This is a genomic window from Variovorax sp. 05L425 (assembly GCF_056397705.1).
Genome location: NZ_JBFTNY010000021.1, coordinates 1 through 15,852 on the forward strand (window position 1 = coordinate 1; position 15,852 = coordinate 15,852).

A 15,852-nucleotide genomic window follows, 5' to 3' on the forward strand; every position below is an offset into this window, starting at 1 on the left:
ACACTACGGCGGCAAGGCCATCCGCAGCTACCGCTACGGGCCGGTGATCTTCTCCGACGGCGGCGCCTGCCCGGCGCCCAACGGATGCCCGATCAGCGGCAGCGTGGCCGAATACGGCGGCGCCATGACGCTGCCCGGCAAGCCCTTCCAGWTGWCSTCGKCCAACGTGCCCTGACGCCTGCGCCTGCCAAGCAAGAAAGCCCGCCTCGTGCGGGCTTTTTTTCGGAAACGCGGATGCGCCTGCAAGGACGAACCCAAACCCGTACAGTCCCCTGCACCTTGCATGGAGATCACTGCATGAATGATTCGTCCCCGTACACGCCGCCCACCGTCTGGACCTGGAGCAAGGAAAACGGCGGCCGCTTTGCGAATATCAACCGGCCGATCGCGGGCCCGACCCACGACAAGGACCTGCCGGTCGGTCGACATCCGCTGCAGTTGTATTCGCTGGCCACGCCGAACGGCGTCAAGGTCACCGTGATGCTGGAAGAACTGCTGGAACTGGGCCATCGCGGCGCCGAGTACGACGCCTGGCTGATCCGGATCAATGAAGGCGAACAGTTCGGCAGCGGCTTCGTGGCGATCAACCCGAACTCCAAGATCCCGGCCCTGCTGGACCGCAGCGGACCGTCGCCCGTGCGCGTGTTCGAATCCGGCGCGATCCTGCTGCATCTGGCCGAAAGGTTCGGCGCCTTTCTTCCGACCCGTGTTCCGGAGCGCGCCGAATGCCTGTCGTGGCTGTTCTGGCAGATGGGCAGTGCGCCGTTCCTCGGTGGCGGGTTCGGCCACTTCTATGCCTACGCACCGACCAAGATCGAGTACGCCATCGATCGGTACGCGATGGAGGTCAAGCGTCAGCTCGACGTGCTGGACCGGCATCTCGCGGAGAAGCCGTACCTGGCGGGGAACGACTATTCGATCGCCGACATGGCCATCTGGCCCTGGTACGGCACGCTCGTCAAAGGCCAGCTCTACGAGTCAGGCGAGTTCCTTCAGGTCGAGGAATACAAGCACGTCCTGCGCTGGACGGACCAGATCGCCAAGCGCCCCGCCGTGCAGCGCGGCCGCATGGTCAACCGCACCTGGGGCCAACCGGCCAGCCAGTTGCACGAGCGCCATGACGCCGCAGATTTCGATACGCAAGGCACCGACGATGATCACTCTCTATGACTGCGCCACGGCACCGAGCCCGCGCCGCGCTCGCATCCTTCTCGCCGAAAAAGGTGTCGCCCATGAAACAGTCCAGGTGGACCTGAGAAACAACGAGCAACTCGGCGACGCCTTTCGAAAGGTGAACCCGCAATGCACGGTGCCCGTGCTGCACACCGACGAGGGGCTGCTGCTGACCGACAACGCTTCGATCACGGCCTACCTCGAGGCACGCTATCCGGCACCGCCCTTGCTGGGACGCACCCCCCAGGAAAAGGCCGAGATCGCCAGTTGGAACTGGCGCATCGAATTCGAGGGACTGCTGTCCATCGCAGAGGCCTTGCGCAACAGCGCACCCGCCCTGGCCAATCGGGCGCTGCCCGGGCCGGTGGACTATCCGCAGATTCCTGAACTGGCGCAGCGTGGCCTGGCCAAGGCGCAGCAGTTCTTCGTCACCCTCAACGACCGCCTGGCCGACCGGGACTTCATCGCCACGGACCGACTCAGCATTGCCGACATCACCGCGGTGGTGGCCGTCGACTTCGCGCGCGTGATCAAGGTCAAGCCGGGCGAACAGCACCCGCACCTGCTGCGCTGGCGGTCGGCCATGGCGCAACGGGCGCCGATGTCACTCTAGGGAGGGCACGCAAATGATCGTCAAAGGCGGTTGTCATTGCGGCAACATTTCCTTCAAGCTCACCTGGGAGCCGGATCCTGCGGAAATTCCGGCGCGTGCGTGCGGATGCTCGTTCTGCACCCGGCACGGCGGTGTCTGGACTTCGAACCCCGGCGGTGCGCTCGGCGTGACTGTGGCCGACCCCTCGCTTGTTTCCAGGTACTTTTTCGGAACACGCACGGCCGACTTCCATGTCTGCGCCCGCTGCGGCGTCGTGCCCCTGGTGACCAGCACGATCGATGACCACACTTACGCCGTCGTGAACGTGAATACGTTCGACAACGTGGACCCATCCCTTCTTCGCCGCACGCCCACGTCCTTCGACGGAGAGAGCCTCGCGTTGCGACTGGCACGCCGAAAACGCAACTGGATCGCCGACGTTCAGTTTTTTTCCTGAGGCGCATCCGCCAGCAAGTGCGTCAGCATCCTCCGCGCATTCAACGGTAGCTCGTCCTCGCGGCGAACGCATGCCAGCAGATGCCGCGCCGCCCACGCGTCGGTGATCGCGATCCGGCTTGTCTTCATCGGCTCGGCGCATCGGTCCGCCGCGGCCTTCGGCACGATACCGACGCCGACGCCCTGCTCGACCATGCGGCACATGCCCTCGAAACTGCGCACGCGCACGCGATAGACCAGCCGCTTGCCCAGCCGCCTCGCATGCAGCGCGATATGCGCCTCCAGCGGACTGCCCTCCGCCAGGCCCACGAACTCGCAGTCGACCAGTTCCGCGAGCGTCACACGACGCCGACGTGCGAGCCGGTGACCGCGCGGCACCACCAGCACCAGATCATCGCGCCGGAACATGAAGTGCTGCAGGCCCTCGACATCGACCGCGTCGGAGACGATGCCGATGTCGCAAAGGCCCGCACGCACCGCGTCCACGATGTCGATGCTGGGCTGCTCCTCCAGGTCGACGGAGACGCGCGGATTGCGCGCAAGAAAGCTGGTCAGGGCCTCGGGCAGGTGCTCGGTCATGGCGGAGGTGTTGCAAAGCAGGCGCACGTGGCCCTTCAGCCCTGTTCCGTATTCGCTCAGTTCGCCGCGCATGCGCTCCATCTGAAGCAACACGAGCCGCGCATGGTGCACCAGCGTGCGGCCGGCTTCGGTGGGCTTCGCGCCCTGCTTGGCGCGCAGCAATAGCGGGGTGCCGAGCGAATCCTCCATGCCGATCACGCGCTGGCTGGCGGAAGCCAGCGTCATGTGCGTCTGCACGGCGCCGCCGGTGATGGTGCCGTTCTCGACGATGTTGACGAAGAGCCGCAGGTCGGTGAGATCGAAACGCATGGGCCGCAAGGTAGCACAGCCATCCTCAGTCCACGCCTGAGGATGGGTCCATGAGATCCGCATTTTCGGCGGCGTTCATTTTCGCGAGACTGGCGGCATGTTTTCTTCTCACAGTCTCGCGGTATGGGCCCTCGTAGCCGCAGTCTTCGTCCTCGCCGGCGTCGTCAAGGGCGTGATCGGGCTGGGATTGCCGACGTTGTCGATGGCGCTCCTCGCGCTGTGGATGCCGCCGGCCGAAGCCGCGGCTTTGCTGATCGTGCCCTCGCTGGTGACCAATGTCTGGCAATTGCGACCCTGGCCGTCCGTGGCCCCGATCGCGCGGCGACTCGGCGGCATGCAGTTGGGCGTCGTCGCTGGCACGCTGGCGGGCGCGTGGTGGTTCGGTGCACCGGCCGGCGCGGGCGCGACCATCGCCCTCGGCGTGGCCCTCGCCGCGTATGCCGCCTGGGGTCTGCTCGGTCGAAGCGTGCACGTATCGGCGGACAGCGAACGCTGGCTGAGCCCACTGACGGGCGCGCTGACCGGTGCGGTGACCGCCCTCACCGGCGTGTTCGTGCTCCCGGCAGTGGTCTATCTGCAGGCCTTGAGCCTCTCGCGCGACGAATTGATCCAGGCGATGGGTTTGTCGTTCACGACATCCACGCTGGCGCTCGCCGTCGCCCTGGCCGGCCAGCACGGCTACTCGATGCCGCTCGCAGGCGCGTCGGTCGCGATGCTGTTGCCGGCGCTGTGCGGCATGGCGGCGGGCCAATGGGTGCGATCCCGACTGTCGGTGCGGCTCTTCAGGCGCTGCTTCTTCATCGGGCTCGCGCTGCTGGGCGGCTACATGGTCGCGCGAGGATGACGCCGCGCCGCGGCCAAATCGGCCGCAAGATGAACAGGTTGCGCGTTGCGGATTACCTTTCTAGCATCTCCTGGCACGGACGCACCCGAATGCTGGCGCGCCGACCCAAGGAGCAGGCATGCAGCGTTTCGGCAAACTGGCAGCGGCGGGCATGATCGCGATCGGCGCGATCGCATGCACGGGCACATCCACGGAAGCGATGGCCCAAACGTCCAAGGCCGCGCCCGCCCCGGACGCACTGGCGGACGACTCGTCCACCCTCTCCTGTGCAGACTTCAACGCGGCAGCCGCGCAGGTGACGCCCGCAAAGAACGCCACGGCCGCGCAGAAGCGAACGGCCGTGGACGCCCAGGACTACATCGGCACCGGGATGGTCTGGCTCCATGGCTATCTCACCGGCCGCAAGGGCGCCGAGGTCGGCAAGCTGACGCGCGAATGGGTGGAGGTGAACGTCGCCAAGCTCGGCAAGGAATGCGCTGCCGCCACCGACCCGGCCCACACGCTGCTGGTCGACCTGATCGTCAAGCCATGAAAATCTCCCCTGCCCTCGCCCTCGCGCGCTGCGCGGTGATCCTGCTGGCGCTGGCCGCTGGCGAGAGCGATGCGCAACGCCACGGCAGCCGTCATCGCCACCACAACAACTGGAACAACAACTGGAACAACCACTGGCACAACGACTGGGACAACCGGCGCGACGCGCGAAGAGCAGGCGTCGTCACCGGTGTCGTCGCGGGCGGGATCGCAGGCTCGGCGGCGCGGAACCGGGCCGACCAGCGCTACGCCGACTGCCTGTGGGCCACGGGCTACAGCTGGGAGTGCGATCGCCGTCGCTGGGACGACGAGATGCGCGCCCGCGAGAGCGCGCGCAGAACCGCCGTCGTGGCCGGCGTCGCTGCCTACGCGATCGTCCGGAACTGAAATTGACATCGCTCGCCAGCGACGAAGCCTCGACGCTGCGACGGATTCCCGCCGGCATCTGGGTTCTGGGTTTCGTCAGCCTGCTGATGGACGTCTCGTCCGAGATGATCCACGGTCTGCTGCCCATGTTCATGGTGACGGTGCTCGGGACCAGCGTGCTGGCCGTCGGGATCATCGAGGGGCTCGCCGAATCGGTCGCGCTCATCGTCAAGGTCTTCTCCGGCGTACTCAGCGACTACTTCGGGCGGCGCAAGGCGTTGACTGTCGCGGGCTACGGGCTCGGCGCGCTCAGCAAGCCCTTGTTCGCGCTCAGCACGGGACTCGGGGGCATCGTCACCGCACGGCTGCTGGACCGGCTCGGCAAGGGCATCCGCGGCGCGCCGCGCGATGCCCTGGTCGCCGACATCGCGCCCGAGGACTTGCGAGGCGCCGCCTTCGGCCTGCGGCAGTCGCTGGACACGGTCGGCGCCTTCGTCGGCCCCTGTGTAGCGGTCGGGCTGATGCTCCTGTGGGCCAACGATTTCCAGGCGGTGTTCTGGGTTGCGACGGTGCCGGCCTTTCTCGCCGTGCTCCTGCTGCTCTTCGGGCTGCACGAACCCGCGCAGACGCAGATCCGCCAACGGGTCAATCCGGTCCGGCGCGAGAACGTGAAGCGGCTTCCGGCCGCGTACTGGTGGGTCGTCGGCGTGGGCGCGATCTTCACGCTGGCGAGATTCAGCGAGGCATTTCTCGTCCTGCGCGTGATGGTGGCGATGAACGTGATCTATGCCGCTTCGGCCTATCCGTTCGGCAAGCTGTCGGACCGGATGAGTCACCGCCGCTTGCTGGGCTTCGGCCTCGTGATGCTGCTGGCGGCGGACCTCGTGCTGGCCAGCGGCCCGAACAAGTTCGCGCTGTTTGGCGGCGTGGCCCTTTGGGGCGTGCACATGGGCATGACGCAGGGACTGCTCGCCGCGATGGTCGCGGACACCGCGCCGGAAGACTTGCGCGGCACCGCCTACGGCGTGTTCAACCTGGTCAGCGGCATCGCCATGCTGGTCGCCAGCACGCTGGCGGGACTGCTGTGGGACGCCTTCGGCGCTGCGGCGACCTTTCGTGCAGGCGCAGTGTTCTGCCTGGCGGCGCTGGTGGTCGCGCGCTGGCGCACCGGACCCGCATCAATACGTATTGAAAAGAAACCAAAGTACTAATAGGCTTCAGCTTTTGCATCGTCCTCGGAAGGAGTGTTGCCCATGCGAGCACTTGTATCCATCCTGGCCGGCGTCACGCTCTTCGTCAGCAGCATTGCCGTGTGGTGGTTCTACTGGCCGGTCTGGAAAGTCGAGACGAACGTTCGAAAGCAGCTTCCGGATGGCTTCACGAGCTTTTCGGGCGTGAAGTTCAACCGCACCACGGGCGCCGGCTGCGGCTACGTCAATGCCGGCAATCGCCCGGGCGCGCCCCAGGGGAAGACGCATTTCGTCCTGCTGCCGGACGGCAGCGTGAAGTTCGACCCGGCTGACCGCGTGACGGGCTCGACGCTGCAGCAGCTCGAAGCGCTGCGCAAGCACGCCGACTATCTGGCGCTGGTTTACGCGCGCTGCACCTGAGACGGCGCTATTCGTACTTCTTGGCGGTCCGCATCAGCGCCGGCGTGCCGATGACTTCGTTCAGGGCATCGAAATCCAGCATCTGCGAACGCCACGGCTGGGTGGTCCGGTGCGCGTGCAGGCTGGCGTAGTAGCCCTGCAGCGTGTGCACGACCGCGCGCGCAGTGCCGCCCGGAAAGATCGCAATCCGAAAACCGTGCGCCTGCAACGCATCCGCGTCCTGGATGGGCGTCTTGCCACCTTCGACCATGTTGGCCAGCAAGGGCACGCGTTGCGCGAATCGCCCGCACGCGGCGTCCATTTGCTCGGGTGAGCGCAGCGCCTCGATGAAGAGCGCGTCCACGCCGCAGGCCAGATAGGCCTCGGCGCGATCCAGTGCGGCGTCGAGACCTTCGACCGCGACTGCGTCCGTGCGCGCAAGGATGAGGGTGTCGCTCGACGCGCGCGCGTCCAGCGCCGCCTTGAGCTTGCCGACCATCTCGCGCTCGGGCACCACCGCCTTGCCGTCGAGATGGCCGCAGCGCTTCGGAAAGGTCTGGTCCTCGATCTGCACCATCGCCGCACCGGCGCGCTCGAAGCCGCGCACGGTGCGCTGCGTGTTGAGCGCGTTGCCGAAGCCGGTGTCGGCGTCGACGATCACCGGCAGATTCACGCGTTCGGTGATCCGCGCGAGCGTGTCGGCGACTTCGGTAAATGTCGTGAGGCCGATGTCCGACCGGCCCAGGCGCGTGTAGGCAATCGAGGCGCCCGAAAGGTACAGCGCCTCGAAACCGGCCTGCTCGGCCACCAGCGCGCTCAGCGCGTCATAGACGCCCGGCGCCAGCACGATGTCGTTGGACGCGAGGCGCGTCTTGAATGTCTTACTTGTCATCGGATGCTTCTGTTGGATGAACGAGCGCCGCAGCCGTGTGCGCCGCGATGTAGCCGCCCGCGACGGCGCTCAGGAGTCCGTTGCCGGAGAGATAGCCCCAGACTTCGTCGCCGGACACGCCGCCCGCAGCGCCGCCGGCCGCGAGCAGATTGGCGAAGGGTGTGCCGTCCTGTCGCAGCACGCGCATGTCGCCCGCGACGTCGAGGCCGCCCTGCGTATGGAACAACGCGCCAGTCACCTTCACCGCGAAGAACGGCGCGGTCAGGGCACGATTGAAAACCCGTCCATCAGGCAGTGGCGACTTGTCCTGCATCGCCGCGAGCGTCCGCTCCAGCACGGCAGCGTCGCAGCCGATGCACGCCGCCAGATCGGCCGCCGTGTCGCATCGCCTCAGCGCTCCGGCTGCCTCGGCTTCGCAGAAATCGGGGAAGCCGCGCGCGAGCGCGAGCAGCGGCGTATCGAACACATTCCACGCGATGCCGCCGGCCTGTGCGAGCACGTGCACGGCCGCTTCGGAATAGCCCTGTGTCTCGTCGTGAAAGCGCCGCCCTTCGCGGTTGATCTGCACGCCGCCTTCCATCATCACGGCCCACGACATCAACGCGCCTTGCGGCGTGACCCACGAGCCGTGCCCCTGGTGGCCGCCGAGGTCGCGCAACCGCGCCCCCAGCGCCGCGCCCCACTGGATGGCGCTGCCGTCGTTGCCGACGTGGCCGCCGAAGCTGGCCTCTGCCATCTCGGGCAGCAACGCCCGCACCATGGCTGAATTGCCGCCGAAGCCGTTGCAGGCGAGAAGCAGCGCATCGCAGCCCAGCGATTCGCGATGCCCATCGGGCCTCTGGTATTCGATGCCGAGCACGCGGTCGGCGTCGTCGAGAACCAGCGTGTCGACGACCGCCTGTGTCAGGACCGGGATGCCGGCCGCTTCGACCGCCGCCTGCAGGCTCGCCATCAGGGCGGCGCCCGTCTTCTGCGGCAGCGCGTGCATGCGATGCACGCCGTGGCCGGGATACAGGAAACCATCGAGCAGGATCCAGTCGAGGCCGTGCCGCTCCTGGAGCACATCGATCGCCGGACCGACGGCCTGCGCGTAGGCATCGACCAGCACCGGGCTTGCCCGCCCGTGCGCCTTGGCCTGGATGTCCGCCGCGAAGCGTGCAGGGCTGTCATCGACAACGCCATGTGCACGCTGCACGCGGGTGCCGGGCGCGGGAATGAAGCCCGACGACAACGCCGTCGAACCGCTCGGCACGGCATCGCGTTCGAGCACGACGCAATCCACGCCGGCATCGCTCAGCATCAGCGCGGCGGTCAGCCCGCAGGCGCCGCCGCCGACAATCGCCACACCGACATGCACCTCGGCATCGATGGCGGAGGTGCGCCGGATACGGCGCGAAGACTCAACCATGGTCATGCCAATGCGCGCACGAAAGCTGTGCCATCCGTGACCTCGGCCACATTGCGCATGTCGGCCAGCGAAGTCTGGTGCCGCTCTTCACCGAAGGCCGCGCAGCCGTCGGCCAGCACCAGCGTGCGGTAGTCGCGCATGTGGGCGTCACGCACGGTGCTGGCGACGCCGCCGTTGGTCACGATGCCGCACACCGCCACGGTGTCGATGCCGGCGCGGCGGAGCACCCAGTCGAGTTGCGTGTTGAAGAAGGCGGAATACGCGACCTTGCTGACTGCGACGTCGATCAGGCCTGCGAGTTGATCGACGTTCGCCTGGCCCCAGCTTCCGGGCGCGAAATCGCCTTTGCGCAGATACGGCCGCAAGGCCTTGAGATGCGTCGACACCATGGGCTCGCCCTTGGCATCCGGCCACAGGGTGAACTGGCTCGCGACGACCATGCCGCCCGCGCTCTTGAGCGCCGCCGCCACCTGCGAAACGCGCGCGGGCAGCAACAGCGCAGGCGGGTTGGTGTCGCCGCCCCGCGCATAGGCGCCCTTGGGATCGAGGAAATCGTTCTGCAGGTCGATGATGACGAGCGCCGTCTTCGCTGCCGGGATCGATGCACCGCCGCTCATGACAGCCTCGCCAGCAAGTTGCCGTGCGCGTCGACTTCGGCGTGGAAGCCGGGCTCCAGCCACACGGTGGTGTCGGCCTGTTCGAGGATCGCGGGTCCGTCGATGCGCGTCCCCACGGGCAGTTCGAGTCGCGCGTAGCGCAGCGCTTCGTGCCATTGCCCGTCATGGAACACGCGCTGCGTGCCGAGCGGCTCGACGCTGCCCGCGCCTTCCGGCGCAAGCACGGCGAGATCGAACTTGGGCCGCACGCCGATGCGCGCATAGCGCAGGTTCATCACACGGATCGGAATGCCGTCGAGCACACGGCCGAAGGCCAAGGTATAGGCAGTCTCGAACGCGGTGCGGATCGAATCTGCCGTCAGCGGCTTGCTGCGCGCGTCTGGCAGTTCCACCGGCAGCGTGTGCGTCTGGCCGGCATAAAGCATGTCGAGCGCGACGATCTCACGCACTTCGTCGAAGCGCACGCCCGAGGAATCCAGGCGCCGCTGGCAACCGGCGGCCAGTTCGTCGATGCGCCGCTGAAGTTCATCCACGTCGAGTTCTGCAAGCGGTCGATTGATGGTCTGCACCGCGTCGTGCCGCATGTCGGCAATCACGCAACCCAACGCCGAGGTCACACCTGGATAGCGCGGCACGATGCCGGTGCCGACGCCGACCTCGCGCATCATGGCGCACACATGCAGCGCACCGCCGCCGCCGAAGGGCATGTAGGAAAAGCGTCGCGGATCATGGCCGCGTTCGATCGACACGAGCCGGATGGCCCCCGCCATGCGCGCATTCGCCACTGTCAGGATGGCCTCTGCGGCCGCGTGCACATCGAGGCCGAGCGGCCGCGCCACATGCTCGTCGATCGCCTGGCGCGACTTCTCGGCATCGAGCGCCGCGAGCAGTCCGCCGCCCAGCGGCCGGTCGGCCGCGATGCGGCCGAGCAGCACGTTGGCGTCGGTCACGGTGGGGCGCATGTTGCCCCGCCCGTAGCAGGCCGGCCCTGGCACGCTGCCTGCCGACTCGGGGCCGACCTGCAACATGCCGCTTGCATCCACCGAGGCGATGGAACCGCCGCCCGCGCCGATGGTCTCGATCTGGATCATCGGCGAGCGGATCACCATGCCGAACTCGATCGCCGTCTGCGCGGCCAGTGCAGCCTCGCCGTTGGCGACCAGCGAGACGTCGAACGAGGTGCCGCCCATGTCGCCCGTGATTGCATTCGGGAAGCCGGCCGCGCGCGCGATGGCTGCACAGGCGATGACGCCCGCCGCAGGCCCCGACAAAGCCGTGCGCACCGGCAGGTCGCTCGCCGTCTGCCGCGACATCACGCCGCCGTTGCTCTGCACCACCAGGAGTTCACCGGCGAAGCCTTGATCGCGCAAGTCGGATTCGAGGCGCGACAGATAGCCGCCCACCACCGGCTGCAACGCTGCATTGAGCGTGGCGGTCGAACAGCGCTCGAACTCGCGAATCTCGGGCAGCACTTCGCTGGCCGACGTCACGTGGGCGTTGGGCCAGATCTCGCGCACCGCCGCGACGGCGAGCCGTTCGTTCTCCGGGTTGGCGTAGGTGTTGATGAAGAACACGCACACCGCCTCGCAGCCTTCGGCGAGCAATGCCCGTGTCTCGGCGCGCACCTGGTCGAGATCGACCGGCGTGTGCAGGGTGCCGTCGGCAAGCACGCGCTCGTTCACTTCGCGCCGCAGGTCGCGCGGCACGACCGGCACGAAGCTGCCGCGCAGGCCCCAGGTCTGCGGCCGGTCGCGGCGGCGCATCTCCAGCACGTCGCGAAAGCCGCGCGTCGTGATGATGCCGGTGCGCGCCACCTTGCGCTCCAGCAGCGCGTTGGTGCCGACGGTGGTGCCGTGCACGATGGTGGCGATGGCCGCCGCCGAGTCAGCGACGCGCCCCACGCCGTTCATGAAGCCGCGCGCTTCTTCACCGCGCGTGGACGGCACCTTGACGATGCGCGCCGTGCCGCTGGCTTCGTCGAGCACGAAGAGGTCGGTGAACGTGCCGCCGACGTCGACGCCCACGACAAGGGATTCGAAGGATTTTCCTGGGGATGTCATTCGGACGCTTTCTTCTTCGGGTCGGTGGTGACGGTCACGTAGCCCATGGCCCGGTCGCGTTCACGCTGTTCGGACTGGCGCTCGGACGCGCTGCCCCACCCGCCCCCACCGGGGGTTTCGAGCCGTACGCGTTCGCCGCGAACGAGCTGGATGCCGCGCATCTTCGAAACCATCGGCGGCTCGTGCCATGCGCCCTCGTTCTCGTAGCGGAAGACGTTGACCGCGCCCGCGCCACCGCCCGCGATGCCCTTGGGCGGCGAGGTGCCGCGTTCACCGAAGACGAATACTTCGGCCTCCTTCTCCAGCAGCTCGATCTCGTAGACCGCGCCGAGCCCGCCGCGGTACTGGCCGTCGCCGCCCGAATCGGCGCGCAGCGACCATTCGGTGAAGCGCACCGGATACGCCGCTTCGAGAATCTCCAGCGGCGGAATCGTCGCGGTGGAGATCGGCGCGTTGCCGTGCGAGAGCCCGTCGCCGCCCGAATGCCCGCCATGGCCGCCGCCGAAGAAGCTGAACATCACCCAACGCTGTCCCTCGCGCCCCTTGTCGCTGCGGTGACCCGCGATCGACAGCGCGTTGATGGTGCCGTAGGCCTGTGCCACGGCGCGCGTGGGATCAGCCTTGGCCGCGGCGCTGAAGATCACGTCGATCATGCGCAGGATGGTCTCGGTGTAGCCGCCGACCGGGCGCGGCCGTTCGGCGCTGATCACCAGCCGGTCGGGGATGACGAAGTCCACCGCGTCGAGCACACCCGCGTTCGCCGGCACGTCGGGGAAGAGATGCTTGAGCGCGACATAGCAGGCCGCGATGGCCGTGGCGCGCGAGATATTGACCGGCCCCGCGCACTGCGGCGAGGTGCGCGAGAAATCGAGCAGCAGCCGGTCGCCGGCGACGGTCATGTCCAGCGCGATGGTCAGCGGGTCATTGGTGATGCCGTCGTTGTCGAGCACGTCGTCGAAGCTGTAGTGGCCGTCCGGCAGCGAGGCGATGTGCGAACGCATCAGGCGCAACGCACGGCTGCGCAGCTCGCCGAGCGCTCTCAGCACGAGATCGTCGCCGTATTCGTCGAGCAGGCCGTTCAGCCGCCGGGCGCCCAGTTCCAGCGCGGCGAGTTGCCCGTTGAGGTCGCCCCAGAGGCTGTCCGGCAGGCGCGTGTTGGCCTGCAGGATGGCGAGCACGTCGCGGTCGAGCACGCCGTCGCGCACGATGCGCACCGGCGGAATCTGCACCGCCTCCTGCCAGCACTCGGTGGCCGCCGGGTTGTAGTTGCCGGGCACCGCGCCGCCGACGTCGTGCCAGTGCGCGGCAGACGCCATGTGGCAATAGAGCTTTCCATTGCGGAAGAAGGGCCGCACCAGCTTGAAGTCGTTCGCGTGCGTGCCGCCGTCGTAAGCGTCGTTGCTGATCCAGATGTCGCCGTCGCGCATGCCGCCGCGCGGCTCGGCCGCCGCCACCGTCGCGCGCACTGCGAAGGCCATGGCGCCGACGAACACAGGCAGCCCCGACTTGCCCTGGACCAGCGTGTCGCCGGTGGTGGCGTCGTAAAGCCCATGGCAGGCATCGTGCGCCTCGGCAATGATGGGATTGAACGCGCTGCGGTAGAGCGTCGCGTCCATCTCGTCGGCCACCTGTTCGAGGCGGCCGCGCAGGACGGCGAGCGTGACGGGGTCGATCGCGGTCACGTGTGAAGGCTCAGACATCGGTTGCTTCCTTGCCAGCGCGCTGGCGTAACTGATTCATCAATCCGCCGGCGCGGACCATGTCCATGAGAAAGCCGGGCACTGGCTCGCAGGCCAGGCGGGTGCCATCCGGCGCAATCACGGCAGGAAGCGTGCTGTCGATGACAACGTGGTTGCCCTCGCGCAGCGTCTCGGCTTGCGGGCAGGTCAGCAGCAGCAGGCCGACGTTGAACGCGTTGCGGAAATACAGCCCGCTGTAGGAAGGCGCGATCACCGCCTTCACACCGAGGTGAACGAGCACGGCCGCGGCCTGCTCGCGCGACGAACCGATGCCGAAGTTCGGCCCCGCCACGATGACGTCGCCCGGTTGCACCTCGCGGGCGAATTCGGGCCGGACGGATTCGAGGCAGTACTGCGCGATGCGGTCGATGCCGTGCTTCATCGAATGACCGGGCGCGAGCAGGTCGGTATCGATGTCGGCACCCAGGCGCCAGACGCGGTGCATGGTGGCAACGGTCATGCGAGCACCTCGCGCGGATCGGCAATGCGGCCATGCAGCGCGGACGCGGCCACCGTGTAGGGCGAGCCCAGGTACACCTGCGCGGTTGCCGAGCCCATGCGGCCCTTGAAGTTGCGCGCGGTGGTGGAAATGACAGTGATGTCGTCGCCCATCGGATCGCCGTAACCCGAACAGGCGCCGCACGCGGTCGGAAAGAGCTCAGCGCCGGCATCCATCAGCACCTGCAAGACACCCTCCTCGCGCGCCTGCTCCTGGTCGCGGATGCTGGCGGGCGCGACGATCAGGCGGACGCCCGAGGCCACCTTGTGACCACGCAGCACCTGGGCCGCGGCGCGCAGGTCTTCGAGCTTGGCGCCCGTGCAGGCACCGATGTAGGCCACGTCCACGCGCGTGCCCGCGTAGCGACTCACACCGTGCGAATTGGCGGGACTGTGCGGCGCGGCGACGTGCGGTTCCAGCGCGGTCGCATCGAAGCGATGGCGCATCATCTCGGCGCCGTCGTCGGTGAACCACGGCGCCATGTCGACATCGGGCGCACCGGCTTCGGCGAGAAACGCGGCGGTGGTGGCGTCAGGCGCAATCAAGCCGGCCTGCGCGCCCAGTTCGGCACTCATGTTCGACAGCGTCATGCGCTCCTGCATCGACAGCGCCTTCACGGCCGGGCCGGCGAACTCGACCGCCTGGTAGCGGCCGCCGTTCATGCCGAAGCGGCCGATCATGTGCAGCATCATGTCCTTGGCGGTCACGCCGGTCGGCAGCGCGCCGTCCCACCACATCTGGATGGTCTCGGGCACGCGCAGCCAGATCTCGCCGGTGACCATCACGCCGAGCATTTCGGTGCTGCCGACACCGAACATGTAGGCGCCGAACGCACCGCCCGTGGGCGAATGCGAATCGCCGCCCACGCACAGCATGCCGGGGCGGATGTGCCCATGCTGCGGCACCACCACATGGCAGATGCCCTGGCTGTCGTAGACATGCGGCAGTTGCTGCTCGCGGGCCCAGTCGCGCGCAATGCGCACGATGCGGCGCGAATCGTCGTCGCGCTCGGGCACGTAGTGGTCTATCACGAGCACGACGCGTGAGCGGTCCCAGATCTGGGCGCCAAGTTCTTCCAGCATCGGTTGGAGGCGACGCGGGCCGGAGGAGTCATGGAACATCGCCATGTCCACGGCGCAGGTCACGATCTCGCCCACGGACACGCGCTCGCGCCCGCTCGCACGCGCGATGAGCTTCTGGGCGAGGGTCTGGGCCGGAGTCCGTTCGGAAGCCATGGCGTTTACTCCGGCTTGGCGCCCGAGAACTTCACGACCTTGGCCCAGCGCTTGATCTCGCTCTGCACGAAGGCGCCGAACTCCTCGGGAGAGTTGCCGACGGGGATGGCCCCCTCGGCTTCGAGGCGGCGCTGCATCTCGGGCTGCTTGATCGCATGGCGGGCCGCGTCGCTGATCTTTCGCGTCATATCGGGCGCCATGTGGGCCGGCCCGAAGAGCCCGAACCAGGCGCTGGATTCGTAGCCCGGCAGCGTTTCCGCAATGGCTGGAACGTCCGGAAACGCAGGCAGCCGCTTCGCCGAAGTGACGCCGAGCGCCTTGAGCTTGCCGGCCTGGATGTGCTGCTGCACATTCCCCACGGCGGCGAACATCAGCTGCACCTGGCCTGCAAGCAGGTCCTGCACGGCCGGCGCGGTGCCGCGATAGGGAATGTTCACGATCTCCACGCCCGACTGCATCTTGAAGGCCTCGCCCGCCATGTGCAGCGACGAGCCGACGGAGCCGATGGCGAAGTTGAGTTCGCCCGGCTTTGCCTTGGCGAGCGCGATGAGCTCCTTCACGTTGTTCGCCCGCACCGAGGGATGCGCGACCAGGATCGACGGCGACGTCGCGACGCAGGTCAGCGCCGTGAAGTCCTTGACCGGATCGAAAGGCAGCTTCGGATAGAGCGTGGCGTTGATCGCGTGGCTGGTAAAGCTCATCAGCAGCGTGTTGCCGTCGGGCGCCGCCTTGGCGACCGCCTCGGCCGCGATGTTGCCGCCGGCGCCGGCGCGGTTCTCGACGATCACCGGCCTGCCGAGGGCCGGGCCCATGCTCGCAGCCAGCGTGCGGGCCAGGGTGTCGGTCGAGCCGCCCGCAGGCGCACCGACGAGGATGCGCACGGGCACGTTGCCCATCTGCGCTTGCACGCCGCCAGCGAGCGCGGCGGCGATGGACGAAATCAGGATGTCTCTGCGTTTCACG

17 protein-coding genes are annotated in these 15,852 nt (G+C 67.8%); 8 read left to right on the plus strand and 9 right to left on the minus strand.

From position 1 onward, the window contains the following. Positions 1-297: 297 nt before the first annotated feature. Genes yghU through AC1DN9_RS22055 form a run of 3 tightly spaced genes read left to right on the plus strand, consistent with a single transcriptional unit; the run spans position 298 to position 2,222 of the window. Entirely contained in the window at positions 298-1,170 is an 873-nt protein-coding gene (gene yghU, locus AC1DN9_RS22045) for a glutathione-dependent disulfide-bond oxidoreductase (protein WP_478103701.1), read from the plus strand. Beyond that, positions 1,154-1,786 (plus strand): glutathione S-transferase family protein, encoded by a 633-nt coding sequence (locus AC1DN9_RS22050; RefSeq protein WP_478103702.1) that lies wholly within the window; start codon positions 1,154-1,156, stop codon positions 1,784-1,786. Before yghU ends, AC1DN9_RS22050 begins: the two co-directional genes overlap by 17 nt. Before the next feature lie 13 nt (positions 1,787-1,799). Further along, positions 1,800-2,222: a GFA family protein gene (locus AC1DN9_RS22055; RefSeq protein WP_478103703.1), complete on the plus strand. Its 423-nt coding sequence runs from the start codon at positions 1,800-1,802 to the stop codon at positions 2,220-2,222. Here the strand turns inward: AC1DN9_RS22055 and AC1DN9_RS22060 are convergent. Beyond that, complete coding sequence (locus AC1DN9_RS22060; protein WP_478103705.1) at positions 2,207-3,109, minus strand: LysR substrate-binding domain-containing protein; 903 nt, start codon at positions 3,107-3,109, stop codon at positions 2,207-2,209. The two genes, AC1DN9_RS22055 and AC1DN9_RS22060, sit on opposite strands and share 16 nt — an antisense overlap. 97 nt (positions 3,110-3,206) lie before the next feature. Here AC1DN9_RS22060 and AC1DN9_RS22065 point away from each other — a divergent pair, with 97 nt between their 5' ends. The 5 genes from AC1DN9_RS22065 to AC1DN9_RS22085 all read left to right on the plus strand — a co-directional run bounded on the left by AC1DN9_RS22065 (position 3,207) and on the right by AC1DN9_RS22085 (position 6,460). Then, a complete protein-coding gene (locus tag AC1DN9_RS22065) occupies positions 3,207-3,953 on the plus strand; it encodes a sulfite exporter TauE/SafE family protein (protein WP_478103706.1) in 747 nt (248 codons plus the stop codon). 118 nt (positions 3,954-4,071) lie between these two features. Beyond that, the gene (locus tag AC1DN9_RS22070) at positions 4,072-4,485 is read left to right on the plus strand and encodes a hypothetical protein (protein WP_478103707.1); all 414 of its coding nucleotides are present in this window, start codon (positions 4,072-4,074) and stop codon (positions 4,483-4,485) included. Next, the gene (locus tag AC1DN9_RS22075; RefSeq protein WP_478103709.1) at positions 4,482-4,871 is read left to right on the plus strand and encodes a hypothetical protein; all 390 of its coding nucleotides are present in this window, start codon (positions 4,482-4,484) and stop codon (positions 4,869-4,871) included. Before AC1DN9_RS22070 ends, AC1DN9_RS22075 begins: the two co-directional genes overlap by 4 nt. A gap of 2 nt (positions 4,872-4,873) precedes the next feature. Next, the gene (locus AC1DN9_RS22080; RefSeq protein ID WP_478103710.1) at positions 4,874-6,061 is read left to right on the plus strand and encodes an MFS transporter; all 1,188 of its coding nucleotides are present in this window, start codon (positions 4,874-4,876) and stop codon (positions 6,059-6,061) included. A 42-nt stretch (positions 6,062-6,103) separates the two neighbouring features. After that, on the plus strand, positions 6,104-6,460 hold the full coding sequence (locus tag AC1DN9_RS22085) for a hypothetical protein (protein ID WP_478103711.1): 357 nt from the start codon (positions 6,104-6,106) through the stop codon (positions 6,458-6,460). 7 nt (positions 6,461-6,467) lie between these two features. Here the strand turns inward: AC1DN9_RS22085 and AC1DN9_RS22090 are convergent, their stop codons facing one another. From AC1DN9_RS22090 to AC1DN9_RS22125, 8 genes are read right to left on the minus strand one after another with little or no spacing between them, the layout of a single operon-like run. After that, positions 6,468-7,331 (minus strand): isocitrate lyase/PEP mutase family protein, encoded by an 864-nt coding sequence (locus AC1DN9_RS22090; RefSeq protein ID WP_478103713.1) that lies wholly within the window; start codon positions 7,329-7,331, stop codon positions 6,468-6,470. Then, positions 7,321-8,739, minus strand: a complete 1,419-nt coding sequence (locus AC1DN9_RS22095; RefSeq protein ID WP_478103714.1) for an FAD-dependent oxidoreductase — start codon at positions 8,737-8,739, stop codon at positions 7,321-7,323. The genes AC1DN9_RS22090 and AC1DN9_RS22095 overlap by 11 nt, the downstream gene beginning before the upstream one ends. 2 nt (positions 8,740-8,741) lie before the next feature. Continuing rightward, the gene (locus AC1DN9_RS22100; RefSeq protein WP_478103715.1) at positions 8,742-9,356 is read right to left on the minus strand and encodes a cysteine hydrolase family protein; all 615 of its coding nucleotides are present in this window, start codon (positions 9,354-9,356) and stop codon (positions 8,742-8,744) included. Then, positions 9,353-11,416 carry a hydantoinase/oxoprolinase family protein gene (locus AC1DN9_RS22105; RefSeq protein ID WP_478103716.1) on the minus strand — a complete coding sequence of 688 codons (2,064 nt, stop codon included), beginning with the start codon at positions 11,414-11,416 and terminating at the stop codon, positions 9,353-9,355. Before AC1DN9_RS22105 ends, AC1DN9_RS22100 begins: the two co-directional genes overlap by 4 nt. Further along, positions 11,413-13,116, minus strand: a complete 1,704-nt coding sequence (locus tag AC1DN9_RS22110) for a hydantoinase B/oxoprolinase family protein (protein WP_478103718.1) — start codon at positions 13,114-13,116, stop codon at positions 11,413-11,415. The genes AC1DN9_RS22105 and AC1DN9_RS22110 overlap by 4 nt, the downstream gene beginning before the upstream one ends. Next, positions 13,109-13,615 (minus strand): LeuD/DmdB family oxidoreductase small subunit, encoded by a 507-nt coding sequence (locus AC1DN9_RS22115; protein ID WP_478103719.1) that lies wholly within the window; start codon positions 13,613-13,615, stop codon positions 13,109-13,111. The genes AC1DN9_RS22110 and AC1DN9_RS22115 overlap by 8 nt, the downstream gene beginning before the upstream one ends. Continuing rightward, complete coding sequence (locus AC1DN9_RS22120; RefSeq protein WP_478103720.1) at positions 13,612-14,889, minus strand: 3-isopropylmalate dehydratase large subunit; 1,278 nt, start codon at positions 14,887-14,889, stop codon at positions 13,612-13,614. Before AC1DN9_RS22120 ends, AC1DN9_RS22115 begins: the two co-directional genes overlap by 4 nt. Before the next feature lie 5 nt (positions 14,890-14,894). Beyond that, positions 14,895-15,851, minus strand: a complete 957-nt coding sequence (locus tag AC1DN9_RS22125; RefSeq protein ID WP_478103722.1) for a tripartite tricarboxylate transporter substrate binding protein — start codon at positions 15,849-15,851, stop codon at positions 14,895-14,897. Position 15,852: the final 1 nt, after the last annotated feature.